The sequence below is a fragment of the Citrobacter sp. CtB7.12 genome (assembly GCF_001297795.1).
Classification (GTDB): Bacteria; Pseudomonadota; Gammaproteobacteria; order Enterobacterales; family Enterobacteriaceae; genus Citrobacter_A; species Citrobacter_A amalonaticus.
In genome coordinates this window covers 110,682-131,474 of record NZ_LIFT01000004.1, presented here as the reverse complement: position 1 = coordinate 131,474, position 20,793 = coordinate 110,682, and the positions used below count along the sequence as shown (strand labels likewise).

General features: G+C 54.4%; 22 protein-coding genes. 14 read left to right on the top strand and 8 right to left on the bottom strand.

Annotation, left to right across the window (positions count from 1 at the left end):
- Positions 1 to 19: 19 nt before the first annotated feature.
- The 3 genes from AOY24_RS07340 to tkt form a co-directional block, all read right to left on the bottom strand.
- The gene (locus AOY24_RS07340; RefSeq protein ID WP_042998046.1) at positions 20 to 1,399 is read right to left on the bottom strand and encodes a PTS mannitol transporter subunit IICB; all 1,380 of its coding nucleotides are present in this window, start codon (positions 1,397 to 1,399) and stop codon (positions 20 to 22) included.
- 27 nt (positions 1,400 to 1,426) lie between these two features.
- On the bottom strand, positions 1,427 to 1,870 hold the full coding sequence (cmtB, locus tag AOY24_RS07335; RefSeq protein ID WP_042998047.1) for a PTS mannitol transporter subunit IIA: 444 nt from the start codon (positions 1,868 to 1,870) through the stop codon (positions 1,427 to 1,429).
- Between the two features lie 318 nt (positions 1,871 to 2,188).
- Positions 2,189 to 4,180: a transketolase gene (tkt, locus tag AOY24_RS07330; protein ID WP_042998048.1), complete on the bottom strand. Its 1,992-nt coding sequence runs from the start codon at positions 4,178 to 4,180 to the stop codon at positions 2,189 to 2,191.
- A 278-nt stretch (positions 4,181 to 4,458) separates the two neighbouring features.
- On the opposite strand from tkt, the gene AOY24_RS07325 reads away from it, so the two are divergent.
- The gene (locus AOY24_RS07325; protein WP_042998049.1) at positions 4,459 to 5,217 is read left to right on the top strand and encodes a M48 family metallopeptidase; all 759 of its coding nucleotides are present in this window, start codon (positions 4,459 to 4,461) and stop codon (positions 5,215 to 5,217) included.
- Between the two features lie 196 nt (positions 5,218 to 5,413).
- Here AOY24_RS07325 and speB read toward each other — a convergent pair whose 3' ends face one another.
- From speB to AOY24_RS25575, 4 genes are all read right to left on the bottom strand, one after another.
- The gene (gene speB / locus AOY24_RS07320; protein ID WP_042998050.1) at positions 5,414 to 6,334 is read right to left on the bottom strand and encodes an agmatinase; all 921 of its coding nucleotides are present in this window, start codon (positions 6,332 to 6,334) and stop codon (positions 5,414 to 5,416) included.
- A 143-nt stretch (positions 6,335 to 6,477) separates the two neighbouring features.
- A complete protein-coding gene (gene speA, locus AOY24_RS07315; protein ID WP_042998051.1) occupies positions 6,478 to 8,454 on the bottom strand; it encodes a biosynthetic arginine decarboxylase in 1,977 nt (658 codons plus the stop codon).
- 8 nt (positions 8,455 to 8,462) lie between these two features.
- Positions 8,463 to 8,594, bottom strand: coding sequence for an acid stress response protein YqgB (yqgB, locus tag AOY24_RS23635; RefSeq protein ID WP_043001726.1), 132 nt, complete (start codon positions 8,592 to 8,594; stop codon positions 8,463 to 8,465).
- Between the two features lie 93 nt (positions 8,595 to 8,687).
- Complete coding sequence (locus AOY24_RS25575) at positions 8,688 to 8,831, bottom strand: hypothetical protein (protein ID WP_269460499.1); 144 nt, start codon at positions 8,829 to 8,831, stop codon at positions 8,688 to 8,690.
- Positions 8,832 to 9,248: 417 nt separating this feature from the next.
- Here AOY24_RS25575 and metK point away from each other — a divergent pair, with 417 nt between their 5' ends.
- From metK to ruvX, 8 genes are all read left to right on the top strand, one after another.
- Entirely contained in the window at positions 9,249 to 10,403 is a 1,155-nt protein-coding gene (gene metK, locus AOY24_RS07310; RefSeq protein WP_042998052.1) for a methionine adenosyltransferase, read from the top strand.
- Positions 10,404 to 10,770: 367 nt separating this feature from the next.
- Entirely contained in the window at positions 10,771 to 12,165 is a 1,395-nt protein-coding gene (galP, locus tag AOY24_RS07305; protein WP_042324088.1) for a galactose/proton symporter, read from the top strand.
- Positions 12,166 to 12,243: 78 nt separating this feature from the next.
- Positions 12,244 to 12,744: a SprT family zinc-dependent metalloprotease gene (locus AOY24_RS07300; protein ID WP_042998053.1), complete on the top strand. Its 501-nt coding sequence runs from the start codon at positions 12,244 to 12,246 to the stop codon at positions 12,742 to 12,744.
- A 91-nt stretch (positions 12,745 to 12,835) separates the two neighbouring features.
- Complete coding sequence (endA, locus tag AOY24_RS07295) at positions 12,836 to 13,543, top strand: deoxyribonuclease I (RefSeq protein WP_054176418.1); 708 nt, start codon at positions 12,836 to 12,838, stop codon at positions 13,541 to 13,543.
- 80 nt (positions 13,544 to 13,623) lie between these two features.
- Complete coding sequence (gene rsmE, locus AOY24_RS07290; protein ID WP_042998055.1) at positions 13,624 to 14,355, top strand: 16S rRNA (uracil(1498)-N(3))-methyltransferase; 732 nt, start codon at positions 13,624 to 13,626, stop codon at positions 14,353 to 14,355.
- A 12-nt stretch (positions 14,356 to 14,367) separates the two neighbouring features.
- Positions 14,368 to 15,315 (top strand): glutathione synthase, encoded by a 948-nt coding sequence (gshB, locus tag AOY24_RS07285; protein WP_054176417.1) that lies wholly within the window; start codon positions 14,368 to 14,370, stop codon positions 15,313 to 15,315.
- Positions 15,316 to 15,489: 174 nt separating this feature from the next.
- Positions 15,490 to 16,053, top strand: coding sequence for a YqgE/AlgH family protein (locus AOY24_RS07280; protein WP_042998057.1), 564 nt, complete (start codon positions 15,490 to 15,492; stop codon positions 16,051 to 16,053).
- On the top strand, positions 16,053 to 16,469 hold the full coding sequence (ruvX, locus tag AOY24_RS07275; protein ID WP_042998058.1) for a Holliday junction resolvase RuvX: 417 nt from the start codon (positions 16,053 to 16,055) through the stop codon (positions 16,467 to 16,469). The genes AOY24_RS07280 and ruvX overlap by 1 nt, the downstream gene beginning before the upstream one ends.
- A 13-nt stretch (positions 16,470 to 16,482) precedes the next feature.
- Here ruvX and AOY24_RS07270 read toward each other — a convergent pair whose 3' ends face one another.
- Positions 16,483 to 17,463 (bottom strand): type IV pilus twitching motility protein PilT, encoded by a 981-nt coding sequence (locus AOY24_RS07270; RefSeq protein ID WP_054176416.1) that lies wholly within the window; start codon positions 17,461 to 17,463, stop codon positions 16,483 to 16,485.
- A 17-nt stretch (positions 17,464 to 17,480) separates the two neighbouring features.
- Here AOY24_RS07270 and AOY24_RS07265 point away from each other — a divergent pair, with 17 nt between their 5' ends.
- The 5 genes from AOY24_RS07265 to hemW are packed head-to-tail and all read left to right on the top strand — an operon-like array spanning position 17,481 to position 20,787.
- The gene (locus tag AOY24_RS07265; protein WP_044263978.1) at positions 17,481 to 18,185 is read left to right on the top strand and encodes a YggS family pyridoxal phosphate-dependent enzyme; all 705 of its coding nucleotides are present in this window, start codon (positions 17,481 to 17,483) and stop codon (positions 18,183 to 18,185) included.
- Between the two features lie 18 nt (positions 18,186 to 18,203).
- Positions 18,204 to 18,770, top strand: coding sequence for a YggT family protein (locus AOY24_RS07260; protein ID WP_042998061.1), 567 nt, complete (start codon positions 18,204 to 18,206; stop codon positions 18,768 to 18,770).
- The gene (gene yggU, locus AOY24_RS07255; protein ID WP_044255664.1) at positions 18,767 to 19,057 is read left to right on the top strand and encodes a DUF167 family protein YggU; all 291 of its coding nucleotides are present in this window, start codon (positions 18,767 to 18,769) and stop codon (positions 19,055 to 19,057) included. Before AOY24_RS07260 ends, yggU begins: the two co-directional genes overlap by 4 nt.
- Positions 19,058 to 19,064: 7 nt before the next feature.
- Entirely contained in the window at positions 19,065 to 19,658 is a 594-nt protein-coding gene (locus AOY24_RS07250) for an XTP/dITP diphosphatase (protein WP_044263976.1), read from the top strand.
- Positions 19,651 to 20,787 carry a radical SAM family heme chaperone HemW gene (gene hemW / locus AOY24_RS07245; RefSeq protein ID WP_042998064.1) on the top strand — a complete coding sequence of 379 codons (1,137 nt, stop codon included), beginning with the start codon at positions 19,651 to 19,653 and terminating at the stop codon, positions 20,785 to 20,787. Before AOY24_RS07250 ends, hemW begins: the two co-directional genes overlap by 8 nt.
- Positions 20,788 to 20,793: the final 6 nt, after the last annotated feature.

Sequence of the window (20,793 nt, the reverse complement as noted above, 5' to 3'; positions counted from 1 at the left end):
ACTCCAGGAACCAGAAATGCTAATTCGACGTTAAGTGATTAAATAAATCGTCAAGCAGCGGGTCGCCAATATAATTTTTAATCAACACCAGAGGCTTATGACTGACTCGTTTAACGCGGCCCTCAAGACTGGCGTGCGTCACGATAATATCGGCATCGTCAGGGACATTTTCGATGGCGTAATGTTTGACATCGATAGACAACCCGGCTTTTTCCAGGCGCTTACGAAACGTCGTTGCCCCCATCGCACTGGACCCCATTCCCGCATCACACACAAAGGCGATACGTTTGACATGGCGATATGAAAAACTGCCTTCCTGCTTCATGGCTTTAACAGCTTTGGCGGAATCACTGAACGTCTCTTCACTCTCGGCCAGACCATTTCTTTCCATTTTCAGGATCAATGAGGTGATGATAAAAGTCACTACGGTTCCCGCCGTGACGCCCGCAATCGTGGCAAGGAAAGAGCCTTTTGGCGTCAATGCCAGGTAAGCGAAAATCGACCCTGGGCTCGGACCCGCAACCAGGCCACCGCCTAACAGGTTAAACACCCATGTTCCGCTCATTCCCCCGGCAATCATGCCCACCAGGGTCAGTGGCTTCATCAGCACGTACGGGAAGTAGAGTTCGTGAATGCCGCCCAGAAAATGGATAATCATGGCGCCGGGTGCAGATTTCTTCGCCATCCCTTTACCAAAGAAGGTAAACGCCAGCAGTAAACCTAAACCGGGGCCAGGGTTTGAGGCCACCATGAAAAAGATGGATTTTCCTGTCTCCGAGGCTTGCTGCATTCCCAGCGGATAATAGACCCCCTGATCGATGGCATTATTCAGAAAGAGGATTTTCGCGGGTTCATTAATTAGTGAAAGCAGCGGTAGATAACCTGCATGTACCAGTGATTCAATACACTCTTTCACAAAGTTATTGGCAATGAGGACCGCCGGGCCAATGACTTCAAACCCCAGCAGGCACAACATCATTCCGGCAATGCCTAATGAGAAGTTATTAATCACCATCTCAAAGCCTGCGGGAATACGCTGGTCCAGCAGTCGGTCAATGTATTTAATCACCAGACCACCCAGTGGCCCCATAATCATGGAACCGAGGAACATCGGGATATCTGCGCCAATAATCACGCCGATGGTACCGATCCCCCCCATCACCGCCCCGCGCTTCCCACCCACCAGATGTCCACCGGTGGAGCCAATCATAACGGGTAATAAATAGGTAATCATCGGACCGACTATTTTGGCGAAATGCTCATTGGGCATCCACCCTGTCGGAATAAATAATGCAGTAATAAAACCCCAGGCAATAAAAGCACCGATATTAGGGATGACCATTGCAGTCAAAAATCCCCCAAAAGCCTGGACCTTTGCACGAGCAGACTTGTGTTCCATGATAATATCCTGTCGAGGAGAAAATGATTATGCGCGGGCGATAATATCCGCCAGCTGTTTTTCTGATTTAGCAGCAAATAATGCTGCGAGGTTTTCCTCTTCACATAATAGTTCGCTTAAAGCCTGGATAGCGCCGATATGTGAATCGGCATTTGCCGCTGATAACCCAATAAGTAATTTTACGGGTTCGTCATCGTCGGCAAATTGTACTTCCTGTTTAAGTAGCGTTAATGACATGCCTGTTTTTAGCGCGCCGCATTCCGGACGAGCATGAGGCATCGCCACACCGGGAGCCAGAATATAATAAGGACCATTGTTGATCGTCGAATCTTTTATAGCCTGGATATAATTGGCATTCACATAATGATTTGCCAGCAACGATGCCATGGAAAAATCAATAGCTTCCTGCCAGTTCTTTGCCACCGCTTTTATTGAAATAGAAGCTTCAGGAAAATAATCAATCAACCGCATAAATTGTCCTTATTTTATTTTTAGGGTACAGCGTCTCGCTAAAAACAAAATACGCGTGCGGCAAAATGAAAGCAATCGAGGGTAAAACAGAGACAGGGAAAAGGGGGAATAATTTAAATCATTAAAAAACAACCAATTACAAATAGAAATAAAAATAGCAAGAGCAATTATGTGACTCACATTACAATTTTGGTAATACACAAAATGTCAGTTTTGTGAAGCGGATCGACAATAACCCCTTGCCTGAGTAAAAATAAATACCGTTCCAGATGATAACGGGCCGCCGAAGCGACCCGTTAGAGACTGTTGTAATGATGATTACAGCAGTGCTTTTGCTTTCGCGACAACGTTGTCGACGGTGAAGCCGAACTCTTCGAACAGCAGCTCTGCCGGAGCAGATTCACCGAAGGTGGTCATCCCGACGATCGCGCCGTTCAGACCCACGTACTTGAACCAGTAGTCAGCGATACCGGCTTCCACTGCCACGCGAGCGGTAACCGCTTTCGGCAGTACGGATTCACGGTAAGCCGCATCCTGCTTGTCGAACGCGTCAGTAGACGGCATGGAGACCACGCGCGCTTTCACGCCTTCTGCGGTCAGTTTGTCCCATGCGGCAACCGCCAGCTCAACTTCAGAACCGGTCGCGATGAAGATAAGCTCAGGCTGGCCTGCACAATCTTTCAATACGTAGCCACCGCGCGCGATGTTCGCCAGTTGCTCTTCAGTACGTTCCTGCTGTGCCAGGTTCTGACGGGAGAGGATCAGCGCGGTCGGGCCGTCCTGACGCTCAACGCCGTACTTCCACGCCACGGCGGATTCAACCTGGTCACACGGACGCCAGGTGCTCATGTTCGGCGTGACGCGCAGAGAAGCCACCTGCTCTACCGGCTGGTGAGTCGGGCCATCTTCGCCCAGACCGATGGAGTCGTGGGTGTAAACCATCACCTGACGCTGTTTCATCAGCGCAGCCATGCGTACCGCGTTACGGGCATATTCCACGAACATCAGGAAGGTGGAGGTGTACGGCAGGAAACCACCGTGCAGGGAGATACCGTTGGCAATCGCGGTCATACCGAATTCGCGTACGCCGTAATGGATATAGTTACCGGCAGCATCTTCGTTGATCGCTTTAGAACCCGACCACAGCGTCAGGTTAGACGGCGCCAGGTCAGCAGAGCCGCCGAGGAATTCTGGCAGCAACGGACCAAACGCTTCGATCGCATTCTGAGACGCTTTACGGCTGGCGATTTTCGCCGGATTAGCCTGCAGCTTAGCAATAAACTCGTTCGCTTTTGCGTCGAAATCAGACGGCATTTCACCTTTCATACGACGGGTGAACTCAGCTGCTTCCTGCGGGAAGGCTTTCGCGTAGGCGGCAAATTTCTCGTTCCAGGCAGACTCTTTCGCCTGACCGGCTTCTTTCGCATCCCACTGAGCGTAGATTTCAGACGGGATTTCGAACGGCGCGTATTTCCAGCCCAACTGCTCGCGGGTCAGTGCGATTTCTGCGTCGCCCAGCGGCGCGCCGTGGGAGTCGTGGGTACCCGCTTTGTTCGGGGAACCGAAACCGATGATGGTTTTGCACATCAGCAGGGACGGTTTGTCGGTCACCGCACGCGCTTCTTCTACTGCGCGTTTGATGGCGTCAGCGTCGTGACCATCAACACCTCGTACGACGTGCCAGCCGTACGCTTCGAAACGTTTAGCGGTATCGTCAGTGAACCAACCTTCAACGTGACCGTCGATAGAGATACCGTTGTCATCGTAGAACGCGACCAGTTTGCCCAGCTTCAGCGTACCGGCCAGAGAGCATACCTCGTGAGAGATACCTTCCATCATGCAGCCGTCGCCCATGAACGCATAGGTGTAGTGGTCAACGATGTCATGGCCCGGACGGTTAAACTGTGCAGCCAGTGTTTTTTCAGCGATAGCCATACCGACCGCGTTCGCAATACCCTGACCCAGCGGACCGGTAGTGGTTTCCACACCGGCGGTGTAACCCACTTCCGGGTGGCCCGGAGTTTTGGAATGCAGCTGACGGAAGTTCTGCAGCTCAGACATCGGCAGATCGTAACCGGTGAGGTGCAGCAGGCTGTAAATCAACATGGAGCCGTGGCCGTTAGACAGTACGAAACGGTCACGATCGGCCCAGGACGGGTTGCTCGGGTTGTGGTTCAGGAAATCACGCCACAGGACTTCGGCAATGTCAGCCATACCCATCGGGGCACCCGGATGACCGGATTTGGCTTTCTGTACTGCGTCCATGCTCAGCGCACGAATAGCATTGGCAAGCTCTTTACGTGAGGACATTTTGACTCCAGATCGGATGATGAAGGCCATACCCGCAACGACTTGACGACAGCGCGTTTTGGGCTACGCCGGAAAAAAGTGCCAACAATGTAACCCAAGCCGCGTGTCATGTACATGGAGCATCCTTTTGCCGCTTCAGAAATCTCCGGATCACACTCGCATGTTGCGCAATCTGCTCGCCCGCTTGTTGTTCTTTTCTTTATACTTAGCGAGAGCGCGGATTCATCTGTAAATCGCGCACTTTTGGAACAATCCTCATTTCGTGTGGAAGAAAAAACATGAAGATTCGCGCGTTACTGCTTGCTATGGGCATGGCGACGGTGTTGACCGGCTGCCAGAATATGAATTCCAATGGACTGCTCTCCTCAGGGGCCGAGGCTTTTCAAGCCTACAGTCTGAGCGACACGCAGGTTATCGCATTAAGCAACCAGGCCTGTACGGAAATGGATGGTAAAGCGACTATCGCGCCAGCCGGCAGCGAGTACGCGAAGCGCCTGAACAAAATCGCCACGGCGCTCGGCGATAACATCAACGGACAAGCGGTCAACTACAAGGTCTACATGGCGAAAGACGTGAATGCCTTCGCGATGGCGAACGGCTGTATTCGTGTCTATAGCGGCCTGATGGACATGATGACGGACAACGAAGTCGAAGCAGTGATTGGCCATGAAATGGGTCACGTTGCGCTCGGCCACGTGAAGAAAGGTATGCAGGTGGCGCTGGGCACTAACGCCGTTCGTGCAGCCGCAGCCTCAGCGGGTGGGATCGTCGGCAGCCTGTCGCAATCACAGCTCGGCGATCTGGGGGAAAAACTGGTGAACTCGCAGTTCTCCCAGCGTCAGGAAGCGGAAGCGGACGACTACTCGTACGATTTGTTGCGCAAACGCGGTATCAGCCCGGCGGGTCTTGCCACCAGCTTCGAAAAACTGGCGAAACTGGAAGAAGGTCGTCAAAGCTCAATGTTTGACGATCACCCGGCCTCCGCAGAACGTGCGCAACATATTCGCGATCGTATGAAAGCAGACGGGATTAAGTAACATTCAAGCGTGCCGGATGATGGCGTAAGCGCCTTATCCGGCCTACAGAACTACAAATTTAGTCCGGTGATCGGGCGTTATTGGCGAAGCCAGTTTGAGCCTGGACAGCGCACAGCCACCGGAGCGTACACGGAGTACGTGAGGATGGCGAGCACTGCCCGGGTTCAAAATGGCGAGTAAAATAGCCCGAAACCCGTTACTCGCCTTTCTTCGCTGCCTGAATGTACAGCATCTCCAGCGCCAGCGTTGCCGCCGCCAGGGCGGTGATTTCTGACTGATCGTAAGCCGGCGCCACTTCCACCACGTCCATCCCTACGATGTTCAAATCTTTCAGGCCGCGCACCAGCTTGATGGCGCGATCGGAAGTCAGACCGCCAATCACTGGCGTACCGGTCCCCGGCGCGAATGCCGGATCCAGGCAGTCGATATCAAAGGTCAGATAGACCGGCATGTCGCCGACAATCTGTTTCACCTGAGCGATGATGTCATCAACGCCGCGATCGTTCACCTGGCAGGCGTCCAGCACGGTAAAGCCGTTGTCTTTGTCGAATTCTGTACGAATGCCGATCTGCACGGAGTGATTCGGATCGATCAACCCTTCGTTCGGCGCAGTGTAGAACATGGTGCCATGGTCGAACTCACAGCCATTCGCATAAGTGTCGGTGTGGGCATCGAAATGGACCAGCGCCATTTTGCCAAAGTGTTTCGCGTGCGCGCGCAGCAGCGGCAGCGTCACAAAGTGGTCGCCGCCAAAAGAGAGCATACGCTTACCGGCAGCCAGCAGTTTCTCTGCATGCGCCTGCAGTTTTTCACTCATTTCACGCGCATCGCCAAAGGCATAAACCAGATCGCCGCAGTCCACCACGTTCAGGCGCTCACGCATATCGAAATTCCACGGGAAGCGGTTGTGTTCCCACGCCAGATTCGTTGACACCTGACGGATCGCCGCCGGGCCGTGACGCCCACCCGCGCGACCGGACGTCGCCATGTCAAACGGCACGCCAGTGATCACCCAGTCGGCATCGCTGTCATACGGCTGGAAATTCAGCGGCAGACGCAGGAAGCCAAAGGCGTTAGAAACCAGGGAGTTATCGTACTGATGACCTAAGGTGCTCATGGCAAAAACCTCATATTCGTCAATATAAAAAAACCCTCCCGCGTCGTTAGGCCCGACGAGAAAGGGTTTGATTCGTAAACACAGTAATTGAGTAAATTATCGCTGCTTAATTGCCCAGGTTCAAGTCGCCCGGGCATCAGCCATTATTCATCTTCAAGATACGTATAGCCGTACAGACCCGCTTCGAACTCTTCGAGGAACTGCTGCTGCAGCGCATCGTCCAGGCCGGTTTGTTTCACCTGATCGCGGAAGTGTGTCAGCAGCGTTTTCGGATCCAACTGCACATATTGCAGCATGTCCGCCACGGTATCCCCTTCATCCGACAGCTCAACTTCTACACTACCGTCCGGGAAGACAAACACGTCCACCGCTTCGGTATCGCCAAACAGGTTGTGCATGTTGCCGAGGATCTCCTGATATGCGCCGACCATAAAGAAACCGAGCATCGGCGGGTTATCCGGATCGTACTCTGGCATCGGCATGGTGGTCGCAATGCCATCGCCGTCGATGTAGTGATCGATAGCGCCGTCGGAATCACAAGTGATGTCCAACAGAACCGCACGACGTTCAGGTACCTGATCCAGTCCTTCCAGCGGCAGGACCGGGAACAGCTGATCGATCCCCCACGCATCCGGCATTGACTGGAACAGCGAGAAGTTGACGTACATTTTGTCCGCCATACGCTCTTGCAGTTCATCAATGATCGGACGATGCGCGCGGTTTTGCGGATCCAGCTGTTTCTGCACTTCGTGACACATGCTCAGATAAAGCTGTTCCGCCCACGCACGTTCCTGCAGGCTGAAAGTGCCGGAGGAGTATCCGATGTGGATATCGTGCAAATCCATCTGGCTGTCGTGCAGCCATTCGCGCAGCGAGCGACGGGTGCCCGGCTCGTGCATCTCCTGCCAGGTTTCCCACATGCTTTGCAGCGCGCGCGGCGCGTCGTCAGCCGGAGCAACAGGCACGGTATATTCGTTACGCTCAACGCCGATGATGTTGGACACCAGCACCGTGTGGTGCGCGGTCACCGCACGACCGGACTCGGTGATCACCGTCGGATGCGGCAGACCATTTTCTTCGCAGGCATCGCCAATCGCCCAGATAATGTTGTTGGCGTATTCGTTCAGGCCGTAGTTCACCGAGCAGTCAGACTGCGAGCGGGTTCCTTCGTAGTCAACACCCAAGCCGCCGCCCACATCGAAGCACTGAATGTTGACGCCGAGCTTATGCAGCTCAACATAGAAACGGGCAGACTCACGCACACCGGTGGCGATATCACGGATATTCGCCATCTGCGAACCAAGGTGGAAATGCAGCAGTTGCAAACTATCGAGACGCCCGGCTTCACGCAGCGTTTCCACCAGTTGCAGAACCTGCGTTGCCGCCAGGCCAAATTTGGATTTTTCGCCGCCGGAGGACTGCCATTTGCCAGACCCCTGCGAAGCCAGACGCGCACGCACGCCCAAACGCGGAATGACGTTCAGACGTTCGGCTTCATCCAGCACAATGGCGATTTCCGACATCTTCTCGATGACCAGATAGACTTTATGGCCCATCTTCTCGCCAATCAGCGCCAGGCGAATGTACTCACGGTCTTTATAGCCGTTACACACAATTACCGAACGGGTCATCCCGGCATGCGCCAGGACCGCCATCAGTTCCGCTTTGGAACCGGCTTCCAGACCCAGCGGTTCGCCAGAATGGATTAAGGATTCGATGACGCGACGATGCTGGTTAACCTTGATGGGGTAAACCAGGAAATAGTCACCGTTATAACCGTACGACTCACGCGCGCGTTTGAACGCCGCGTTAATAGAGCGCAGGCGGTGTTGCAGGATCTGCGGGAAGCAAAACAGCGCCGGCAGGCGTTGCCCTTGCGCTTCACGTGCTTTCACCAGCTTAGCGAGATCGACGCGCGCTTCGGGGACGTCAGGGTCCGGGCACACGCTAATGTGACCCAACTCATTGACGTCATAGTAGTTATTGCCCCACCAGGCAATATTGTAAGTACGCAGCATCTTGCTGGCTTCCTGGGAGCTCATTGCAACCTCCTGCATGGAGCGTAGTACACCCTGTTCGCCTGCTGACGAAGGCGAACCCAAAGACATGTCGTCAGACATAGCGAACCTCAAATTTTATTAACAAGTGTAAAACAGTTGACTACTATCGCAATCCGAAGAGGCGATAACAACCCATAAACAGTCGGATTTTCCAGCAGAAAGTGCTGGTACTCCGCCTGCGCGACCGGTTTCTTTTTCATATCATTGTAAAACACGTAACCGAACTTACGTATGACGGTTCGGCGAAACCACGAGAAAACTCTTGTTTCCACAAGAGCGCCCTTGTTCAGTCCTTAGTGCCAGTTACCGGCTCTGGAGTCCTGAGAAGCGCCGAGATGGGTATAACATCGGCAGGTATGCAAAGCAGAGATGCAAATTGTGGAGGACATACGCACACCAGAACGGTGCGACAGATTCAGCAAAATACAACGGTTCATTATCTCTTATCACCTCCATGGTCGCTCCATCAGGAACGCACCCACAAGCCAAAGCTAACGTTTTAACCCGGCTGGAAGTGGCGACACGAAGAAAACGTCGTGTGCTTTTTGTATGAGCCGCGCGCCGCGTTTTATACCGACAACAGAATGAAAAAGCAAAACATAAATGCGCAGATTGTCAGCAGTGTTTGTAAAAATTTCCCCTCATGTTTTCAACATAGTGAGAGCTGATTCAAAAAACAGTGGAAATCGGGTGAAGAAGTGACCTAAAATAGCCATCCAGATGTTAATCCATCCATACCGATTAACACTCAGACTGCCAGTGTCACTAACCTGCAGGCCTTGGTAGAATCTTCTGCTTTGGCTTTTCCGCACAACAGTTTGAGCTAACCAAATTCTCCTTAGGTGAAATAAAACATGGCAAAACACCTTTTTACGTCCGAGTCCGTATCAGAAGGGCATCCTGACAAAATCGCAGACCAAATCTCTGATGCCGTGCTCGATGCTATCCTGGAACAGGATCCGAAAGCGCGCGTCGCGTGTGAGACCTACGTGAAAACCGGCATGGTTTTAGTTGGCGGTGAAATCACCACCAGCGCATGGGTCGATATCGAAGAGATCACACGTAATACCGTGCGCGAGATTGGCTATGTGCATTCCGACATGGGCTTTGATGCCAACTCGTGTGCTGTCCTGAGCGCCATTGGTAAACAGTCTCCGGATATCAACCAGGGCGTTGACCGTGCCGATCCGCTGGAACAGGGCGCTGGCGACCAGGGCCTGATGTTTGGCTATGCCACCAACGAAACCGACGTGCTGATGCCTGCGCCGATCACCTACGCGCACCGTCTGGTGCAGCGTCAGGCTGAAGTGCGTAAAAATGGTACCCTGCCGTGGCTGCGCCCGGATGCGAAAAGCCAGGTGACCTTCCAGTACGACGACGGCAAAATTGTCGGCATCGACGCTGTGGTGCTCTCCACCCAGCATGCGGAAGAGATCGATCAGACGACGCTGAAAGAAGCGGTGATGGAAGAGATCATCAAGCCGGTTCTGCCGACCGAATGGCTGAACTCTGCCACCAAATTCTTCATCAACCCGACCGGCCGTTTTGTTATCGGCGGCCCAATGGGTGACTGCGGTCTGACCGGTCGTAAGATCATCGTTGATACCTACGGCGGCATGGCGCGTCACGGTGGCGGCGCATTCTCCGGTAAAGATCCATCGAAAGTGGACCGTTCTGCAGCTTACGCAGGACGTTATGTCGCGAAAAACATCGTTGCCGCAGGCCTGGCTGACCGTTGTGAAATTCAGGTTTCCTACGCGATCGGCGTGGCTGAACCGACTTCCATCATGGTGGAAACCTTCGGTACCGAGAAAGTGTCTGCTGAGCAGTTGACGCTGCTGGTTCGCGAGTTCTTCGATCTGCGTCCGTACGGTCTGATTCAGATGCTGGATCTGCTGCACCCGATCTACAAAGAGACCGCTGCGTACGGTCACTTTGGTCGCGAACATTTCCCGTGGGAAAAAACCGACAAAGCCGCTCTGCTGCGCGACGCTGCCGGTCTGAAGTAAGCGACCGACATCCATGACGTAAGGCCAGCCTCGCGCTGGCCTTTTTTCTTTACGCCCCGCCAGAAATTCCTCCGCACGCCATTAATTGAAACCGCTTACACCATGGGGTGAAAGTACTCGTTTCAGAATAATCACTTTGCATGTTCTGGCTTTCTCTGCTGTTACATTTTATTTCAGCTAAGTCTTAAATCTACGCAAACGTGATACACCTCAGTTTAATTAATCTATAATTTTCAACTTATTAATGTAAATGACGATAAACGGGTAGTGTAACCGATTACACTTACGTGATAACAATCACATATTTTTGCGGTGTACTCACCTACCCTAATTATCAACAAAACTGATAACCCAAACGGAGGGCATAATGCCTGACAATAAAAAACAGGGGCGTTCCAATAAGGCGATGACATTTTTTGTCTGCTTCCTTGCAGCCCTGGCAGGATTACTTTTTGGCCTGGATATCGGCGTTATTGCTGGCGCATTACCGTTTATCACCGATGAATTTCAGATCTCCGCACATACTCAGGAGTGGGTCGTCAGCTCTATGATGTTCGGTGCAGCAGTCGGTGCGGTCGGCAGCGGCTGGCTCTCTTTCAAACTCGGGCGCAAGAAAAGCCTGATGATCGGCGCGATCCTGTTTGTCGCCGGTTCGCTGTTCTCCGCGGCAGCGCCGAACGTTGAAGTGCTGATCCTGTCCCGCGTCCTGCTGGGTCTGGCCGTTGGCGTGGCGTCTTACACCGCCCCGCTGTACCTGTCTGAGATCGCGCCGGAAAAAATTCGCGGCAGCATGATCTCTATGTACCAGTTGATGATCACCATCGGGATCCTCGGCGCCTATCTGTCGGATACCGCCTTCAGCTACAGCGGCGCATGGCGCTGGATGCTGGGCGTGATTATCATCCCGGCGATTCTGTTGCTGATCGGCGTCTTCTTCCTGCCGGACAGCCCGCGCTGGTTTGCAGCAAAACGGCGCTTTGTCGATGCTGAACGCGTATTGCTACGCCTGCGTGATACCAGCGCAGAAGCCAAACGCGAGCTGGATGAAATCCGCGAAAGCCTACAGGTGAAACAGAGCGGTTGGGCGTTGTTCAAAGAGAACAGCAACTTCCGTCGCGCAGTGTTCCTCGGCGTGCTGTTGCAGGTGATGCAGCAGTTCACCGGGATGAATGTCATCATGTACTACGCGCCAAAAATCTTTGAAATGGCGGGTTACACCAACACCTCAGAGCAGATGTGGGGCACCGTGATTGTCGGTCTGACCAACGTGCTGGCCACCTTTATCGCTATCGGTCTGGTTGACCGCTGGGGTCGTAAACCGACACTGACGCTGGGATTCCTGGTGATGGCGGCCGGAATGGGGATCCTCGGAACGATGATGCATGTTGGCATCCACTCCCCGTCCGCGCAGTACTTCGCTATCGCGATGCTGCTGATGTTCATCATTGGTTTTGCGATGAGCGCCGGTCCGCTGATTTGGGTGCTGTGTTCTGAAATCCAGCCGCTGAAGGGCCGTGATTTTGGTATCACCTGCTCGACGGCAACCAACTGGATTGCCAACATGATCGTCGGCGCGACGTTCCTGACCATGCTGCAAAACCTCGGTAATGCGAATACCTTCTGGGTTTACGCTGGTCTGAATGTGCTGTTTATCCTGTTGACGCTGTGGCTGGTGCCGGAAACCAAACACGTCTCGCTGGAGCACATTGAACGTAACCTGATGAAAGGTCGTAAACTGCGCGAAATCGGCGCACACGATTAATCTGCCCTTTGCGTCCTCCCACACGGGAGGACGCCTTCCTCTTGCAGTCCCATCCCTGTCGCACTATTCTCTGCCGTTATGAAAACCGCCCGTCTCCCTATTGCTGTCCAGCAAGCCGTCATGCGTAGTCTGCGCGATAACCTCGCTCAGGCTAACCTGAAGCTCGGCTGCAGCTATCCCGAACCCACGTTGGTGTATCAACAACGTGGCACCTCTGCCGGCACCGCCTGGCTGGAAAGTTACGAAATTCGCCTAAATCCGGTGCTGCTGATGGAAAACGTCGAAGCGTTTATCAACGAAGTGGTGCCGCACGAACTGGCGCATTTACTGGTGTGGAAGCGATTTGGTCGGGTTGCGCCGCACGGTAAAGAGTGGAAGTGGATGATGGAAAGCGTGCTCGGTGTCCCCGCACGCCGCACGCATCAGTTCGAACTGCAATCGATACGCCGCAACACTTTCCCATACCGCTGCCAGTGTCAGGAGCATCAACTGACCATCCGCCGCCATAATCGCGTGGTGCGCGGCGAAGCCACCTACCGCTGCGTCCACTGCGGCGAACCCTTAGTGCCGCTTAAATAACCAGAACTATCAGGAACTTTCCTGATCTGACTGATTGCATCACACATCAACTTTCGTTACGTTGCGGGCTCGCTTTGATACGGAGTTCATGATGTACCGTCCTCTTTTTTTGGCTACCGCCTTTTTTACGGTAGCCCTTTCGGGCCAGACGTTGGCCGCTGGCATTAACAGTTTCTCACAGGCAAAGACCGCAGGCGTCAAGATTAACGCCGATGTCCCTGGCGACTTCTATTGCGGATGTAAAATCAACTGGCAGGGCAAGAAGGGGGTCGTCGATCTCAACTCCTGCGGCTACAAAGTGCGAAAGAACGAGAATCGCGCCAGCCGAATCGAATGGGAACACGTCGTTCCGGCATGGCAGTTTGGCCACCAACGCCAGTGCTGGCAGGAAGGTGGACGGAAAAACTGCGCCAAAGATCCGGTCTATCGCAAAATGGAAAGCGACATGCATAACCTGCAACCCGCCGTCGGTGAGGTGAATGGCGATCGCGGTAACTTCATGTACAGCCAGTGGAACGGCGGCGAAGGTCAATATGGGCAGTGCGCCATGAAAGTCGATTTCAAAGAAAAGATCGCCGAACCACCCGCGCGCGCGCGCGGTGCGATTGCGCGGACCTACTTTTATATGCGCGACCAGTACAACCTGACGCTATCCCGCCAGCAAACCCAGCTTTTCAATGCCTGGAACAGGCTGTATCCAGTTACCGACTGGGAGTGTGAGCGCGACGAACGGATCGCGAAGATTCAGGGAAACCATAACCCTTACGTGCAACGCGCTTGCCAGGCGCAAAAGAGCTAACCTACACTAGCGGGATATTTGATTAACCCCATACCCCGCGCGGCGAGACTGCGTGGGGGAGATGACGCGGATTTATAACTATGCGCATTCCCCGCATTTATCACCCAGAACCCATCACCGCCGGCAGCCAGATTTCCCTGTGCGAAGATGCTGCCAACCATATCGGACGCGTTTTGCGGATGGGGCCAGGTCAGGAACTGCAGCTGTTTGATGGCAGCAATCAGGTTTTCGCCGCTGAAATCACCCGCGCCAGCAAAAAAAGCGTCGACGTAAAGGTGCTACATGGCGAGATTGACGATCGTGAATCGCCGCTGCACATCCATCTTGGCCAGGTCATGTCGCGCGGCGAGAAGATGGAGTTCACCATTCAGAAATCGATCGAACTGGGTGTAAGCCTCATTACGCCACTTTTTTCTGAACGCTGCGGCGTTAAACTGGACAATGAACGTCTGAACAAGAAGCTCCAGCAGTGGCAGAAAATCGCCATTGCCGCCTGCGAACAGTGTGGTCGTAATCGGGTGCCGGAAATTCGCCCGGCGATGGATCTGGAAGCCTGGTGTGCAGAACAGGACGAGGGGTTGAAACTGAACCTCCATCCCCGCGCCAGCGACAGTATCAACACATTGCCGCTTCCGGTTGAGCGCGTTCGTTTGCTGATTGGCCCGGAAGGCGGGCTGTCAGCAGAGGAAATCGCCATGACCGCACGCTATCAGTTTACTGATATTCTGTTAGGACCTCGCGTTCTGCGTACTGAGACAACTGCGCTCACCGCCATTACCGCGCTTCAGGTGCGATTTGGCGATCTGGGCTAACGGAGAAGAATAATGATCAAGCTCGGCATCGTGATGGACCCCATCGCAAGCATCAATATCAAGAAAGATTCCAGCTTTGCTATGCTGCTGGAAGCGCAACGTCGTGGTTACGAACTTCATTATATGGAGATGGCCGATCTTTATCTGATTAACGGTGAAGCCCGCGCCCGCACGCGTACCCTGAGCGTCGAGCAAAACTACGATAAATGGTATGAGTTTACCGGCGAGCAGGATCTGCCGCTGGACGCCCTCGACGTCATTCTGATGCGTAAAGATCCGCCGTTTGATACCGAGTTCATCTACGCCACCTATATTCTGGAACGCGCGGAAGAAAAAGGGACGCTGATCGTCAACAAGCCGCAGAGCCTGCGTGACTGTAACGAAAAGCTGTTCACCGCCTGGTTCTCTGACCTGACGCCAGAAACGCTGGTCACTCGCAACAAAGCGCAACTGAAGGCGTTCTGGCAGAAGCACAACGATATTATTCTCAAGCCGCTTGACGGCATGGGCGGCGCGTCGATCTTCCGTGTTAAAGAAGGCGATCCGAACCTCGGCGTGATTGCGGAAACCCTGACCGAGCATGGTACCCGCTACTGCATGGCGCAGAACTATTTGCCAGCCATTAAAGATGGCGACAAACGCGTGCTGGTCGTCGATGGCGAACCGGTTCCGTACTGCCTGGCGCGCATTCCGCAGGGTGGCGAGACCCGTGGCAACCTGGCCGCTGGCGGTCGCGGTGAACCACGTCCGTTAACCGAGAGCGACTGGGAAATCGCGCGCCGTATCGGGCCGACGCTGAAAGCCAAAGGACTGATTTTTGTCGGTCTGGATATCATTGGCGATCGTCTGACCGAGATTAACGTCACCAGCCCGACCTGTATCCGCGAGATTGAAGCCGAATTCCCGATCTCCATCACCGGGATGCTGATGGACGCCATCGAAGCACGTTTGCAAAAATAATCAGCCATGAACCAGTGCTGTAGGCCTGATAAGCGTAGCGCCATCAGGCATTAAGACACCGATGCCGGAGGGCGACACAGGCGTCTTATCCGGCCTACAGTAGTGACATCCGTGCGCTTTACCCACATACTGACCCCTGTTGCTTTTTTGAACCAGGAAACAGAACCTCTGACAATGAATTTACAGCATCACTTTCTTATTGCCATGCCTGCTCTCCAGGATCCGATTTTCCGCCGTTCAGTGGTGTACATTTGCGAACATAACGAAGATGGCGCAATGGGGATTATTGTGAATAAACCTCTGGAAAATCTCCAGATTGAAGGGATTCTGGAAAAACTAAAAATCGCGCCAGAACCGCGCGATCCGGCGATCCGTCTGGATAAAGCAGTGATGCTTGGCGGCCCGTTAGCGGAAGATCGCGGGTTTATCCTGCACACGCCGCCGTCGCGTTTTGCCTCCAGTATCCGCATCTCGGATAACACCGTCATCACCACGTCTCGCGACGTGCTTGAAACCTTAGGCACGAATGAGCAACCTGCCGACGTGCTGGTCGCGCTCGGTTACTCCTCCTGGGAGAAAGGCCAGCTTGAACAAGAGCTGCTGGACAACGCCTGGCTGACTGCCCCTGCCGATCTCAATATCCTGTTTAAAACACCGATTGCCGATCGCTGGCGTGAAGCCGCCCGACTGATCGGTATCGACATCCTGACGATGCCCGGCGTGGCGGGGCATGCCTGATGAGTGAAACATTACTGGCCTTTGATTTTGGTACCAAAAGTATTGGCGTGGCGATTGGTCAGCGAGTAACCGGCACAGCGCGCGCCCTGCCCGCGATTAAAGCGCAGGACGGTACACCGGACTGGAACCTGATCGAACGCCTGCTCAAAGAGTGGCAACCGGATGAGATCATCGTTGGCCTGCCGCTGAATATGGACGGCACCGAGCAACCGCTCACCGCGCGCGCGCGCAAGTTCGCCAACCGCATTCACGGGCGTTTCGGCGTTACGGTCACCTTACACGATGAGCGACTCAGCACCGTCGAGGCACGCTCCGGCCTGTTTGAGCAGGGCGGCTATCGCGCGCTGAATAAAGGTAAGATCGATTCCGCCTCCGCCGTCATCATTCTCGAAAGTTATTTCGAGCAGGGCTACTGATCCCATACGTTGCTTAAAGCCGTCCTTGTGCCTGTCGCTGTTGCAGGCTCTGGGCAAAGGTCATCATCCCCATCTGCTGCCCGGTCTGAATGACATGCGGTAACTGATGGGACTTCCCTTCCCGAATCAAATTCCCCGCTGCCGGCGTGTTGATCAGCAGTTCATACAGCGCAACGCGCCCCTCCTGCTTGTCGGGCTCCAGTTTCTGCGACAGTACGGCGCGCAGACTGCCTGCCAGTTGGCTGCGCACCGGGTCTTTTTCCTGCGCCGGAAAAGAATCAATCAGTCGCTCGATCGCCTGCGCGGCACCGCGCGTATGCAGCGTCGCCAGCACCATATGCCCCGTTTCCGCCGCCGTTAGCGCCAGACGAATGGTCTCGCTGTCGCGTAGCTCTCCCAGCAGAATCACATCCGGATCTTCACGCAGCGCCGCGCGTAATCCGATGGCAAATGAGGCGCAGTGCAGTCCTACTTCACGCTGCTGAATCAGGCAGCGCTGGCTGGTGTAGATATACTCGATGGGATCTTCCAGCGTCAGAATATGTCCATCGATATGCTGATTCAGCCACGTGACCATCGCCGCCAAGGTAGTTGATTTTCCGCTGCCTGTCGCCCCTGTCACCAGAATCAAACCATTCTCGCTGCGGAGCAGTTCGGGCAGCACAGAAGGCGTCCCCAGCGTTTCCAGCGTCGGGCACTGCGTCGGCAGCAGCCGTAGCGCCAGCGACGTCCCCTGCCGCTGGTGAAAGGCGCTGGCCCGCAGGCGCTGGTTATCCGCGAGCGAAACCGCGAAATCCAGTTGCCCATTTTGTCGTAACGCCGCCTGTTGCCCCTCATCCAGCCAGTCCGCCAGCAGTCCGGTAATATCGGTTGCGGTAAAGGGTGCACGCTCCATGCGTCCCCGTTTTCGCCAGCGCGCAGGCCACGCATTGCTTAGGTGTAGATCCGAGACGTTATGCTTTACACTAAGGGCCACAATTTCTTCCATATTCATAGACAGATCCTCGGAAAATGAACGATATCGCGCATAACCTGGCACAGGTCCGGGACAAAATCTCAGCCGCCGCATCGCGTTGCGGGCGCGCTTCAGAAGAAGTTACGTTACTTGCAGTGAGTAAAACCAAACCTGCGAGCGCCATCGAAGAAGCCATCGCCGCTGGTCAGTTGGCCTTTGGTGAAAATTACGTGCAGGAAGGGGTGGAGAAAATTCGCCACTTTCGCGAGAAAGGCATTGCCGGCCTGCAATGGCACTTTATCGGCCCGTTACAATCCAACAAAAGCCGTCTGGTGGCCGAGCACTTTGACTGGTGCCATACCCTCGACCGCCTGCGCATTGCTACCCGGCTGAACGAACAGCGTCCGGCAGAACTGGGACCGCTGAACGTGCTGATTCAAATCAACATTAGCGATGAAAACAGCAAGTCCGGTATTCCACTGGAGGAACTGGACGCACTTGCCGCTGAGGTCGTCGAATTACCGAATCTTCGTCTGCGCGGTCTGATGGCGATCCCTGCCCCTGAGTCAGATTATGTAAGGCAGTTTGAAGTTGCCCGCCAAATGGCTGTAGCATTTGCCGGGCTGAAAACGCGCTATCCTGACGTCGATACCCTGTCGCTGGGTATGTCGGATGATATGGAAGCCGCCATTGCGGCGGGTAGCACGATGGTACGTATCGGCACCGCCATTTTTGGTGCACGTGATTACACAAAAAATTAAGGAAATCTGAGGAACGCCATGAATACGTTGACCTTCTTGCTCTCAACGGTAATTGAGCTGTACACCATGGTGCTGTTATTGCGCGTGTGGATGCAATGGGCTCGCTGTGACTTTTATAACCCTTTCTCCCAGTTTGTGGTGAAAGTGACGCAACCGATTATTGGGCCGCTGCGCCGCATTATTCCCCCGATGGGACCGGTCGACAGCGCATCGCTGCTGGTTGCGTTTATCCTCAGCTTTATCAAAGCGATAGTGCTATTTAAAGTGGTGACGTTCCTGCCGATCGTCTGGATCGCCGCTGTGCTGATCGTGCTCAAAACCATCGGCCTGTTGATCTTCTGGGTGCTGCTGGTGATGGCCATCATGAGCTGGGTAAGCCAGGGCCGTAGCCCGATTGAGTATGTGCTGATTCAACTGGCCGATCCGCTGCTGCGCCCGATTCGTCGCATTCTCCCGGGTATGGGCGGCATCGATTTCTCGCCAATGATTCTCGTCCTGCTGTTGTACGTGATCAACATGGGGATTGGCGAGGTTCTGCAGGCAACCGGTAATATGCTACTGCCGGGGCTGTGGATGGCGCTATGAGTGCCGTAACCCGCTGCGATGACGGACTGGTTTTACGGCTCTATATTCAGCCGAAAGCCAGCCGCGACAGCATTGTCGGTTTACATGGCGACGAACTGAAAGTCGCCATTACCGCCCCGCCGGTGGATGGCCAGGCGAACAGTCATCTGGTGAAGTTTCTCGGTAAGCAGTTCCGCGTGGCAAAGAGCCAGGTTGTCATTGAAAAGGGCGAACTTGGCCGCCATAAACAGGTTAAAATCATTCATCCGCAACAGATCCCGCCAGAAGTCGCGGCATTAACTGATTAGGTATCCTATGCAAAAAGTAGTCCTCGCAACCGGCAATGCCGGTAAAGTGCGTGAGCTCGCGTCGCTGCTCAGCGATTTCGGGCTTGATGTGGTAGCGCAAACGGATCTCGGCGTCGATTCTGCCGAAGAGACCGGGCTAACCTTTATTGAAAACGCGATCCTGAAAGCGCGCCATGCCGCACAAATCACCGGTTTACCGGCGATTGCCGACGACTCCGGTCTGGCCGTTGACGCGCTGGGCGGCGCGCCGGGCATCTACTCCGCGCGCTATGCCGGTGAAGACGCGAGCGATCAACAGAACCTGGAAAAGCTGCTGCATACCCTGAAGGATGTGCCGGACGAACAGCGTCAGGCGCGCTTCCACTGCGTGCTGGTCTATCTGCGTCATGCTGACGATCCTACACCGCTGGTGTGTCACGGCAGTTGGCCGGGCGTGATTGCGCGTACGGCATCAGGCAACGGCGGCTTTGGCTATGACCCAATCTTCTTCGTGCCTTCGGCAGGTAAAACCGCTGCCGAACTGACGCGTGAAGAGAAAAGCGCGATTTCCCACCGTGGACAGGCGCTGAAGCTACTGCTGGAAGCCTTACGTAATGGTTAAGTTGCCGCCGCTGAGTCTTTACATTCACATCCCGTGGTGCGTGCAGAAATGCCCGTACTGCGATTTCAACTCGCATGCATTAAAAGGTGAAGTCCCGCACGATGATTACGTCCAGCATTTGCTGAGCGATCTCGACGCTGACGTCACGTATGCGCAGGGCCGCGAAGTGAAGACGATTTTCATCGGTGGCGGTACGCCGAGCCTGCTTTCCGGCCCGGCGATGCAAACGCTGCTCGATGGCGTGCGTGCGCGCCTGAATCTGTCAGCGGATGCGGAAATTACGATGGAAGCGAATCCGGGTACGGTCGAAGCCGATCGCTTTGTCGATTATCAGCATGCCGGGGTAAACCGTATTTCTATCGGCGTGCAGAGCTTTAGCGAAGCAAAACTGAAGCGTCTGGGACGCATTCACGGCCCGCAGGAGGCCTGCCGCGCGGCGAATCTCGCCAGCGGTTTAGGCCTGCGCAGCTTTAATCTCGATTTAATGCACGGCCTGCCGGACCAGTCACTGGACGACGCCCTGGATGACCTGCGCCAGGCAATTGCGCTGAATCCGCCGCATCTCTCGTGGTATCAACTGACGATTGAACCGAATACGCTGTTTGGTTCCCGCCCGCCGGTGTTACCGGACGATGATGCACTGTGGGACATCTTCGAACAGGGCCACCAGTTGTTAACCGCCGCAGGTTATCAGCAGTATGAAACCTCAGCCTATGCCAGACCGGGCTACCAGTGTCAGCACAACCTGAATTACTGGCGCTTTGGCGATTATCTCGGCATCGGCTGCGGCGCACACGGTAAAGTCACGTTCCCCGATGGCCGCATTCTGCGCACCACCAAAACGCGCCATCCGCGTGGCTATATGCAGGGACGTTATCTGGAAAGTCAGCGCGATGTGGAGCAGGTCGATAAACCGTTTGAATTTTTCATGAACCGATTCCGTCTGCTGGAAGCCGCCCCCCGCGCTGAATTTACGCAGTATACGGGACTGAGTGAAGAGGTAATTCGTCAGCAGATCGATGACGCCATAGCCCAGGGGTATCTGACCGAATCCGCTACGCACTGGCAGATCACCCGGCACGGAAAACTGTTTTTAAATTCGCTGCTTGAGCTGTTTCTCCCCGAATGATTCTGG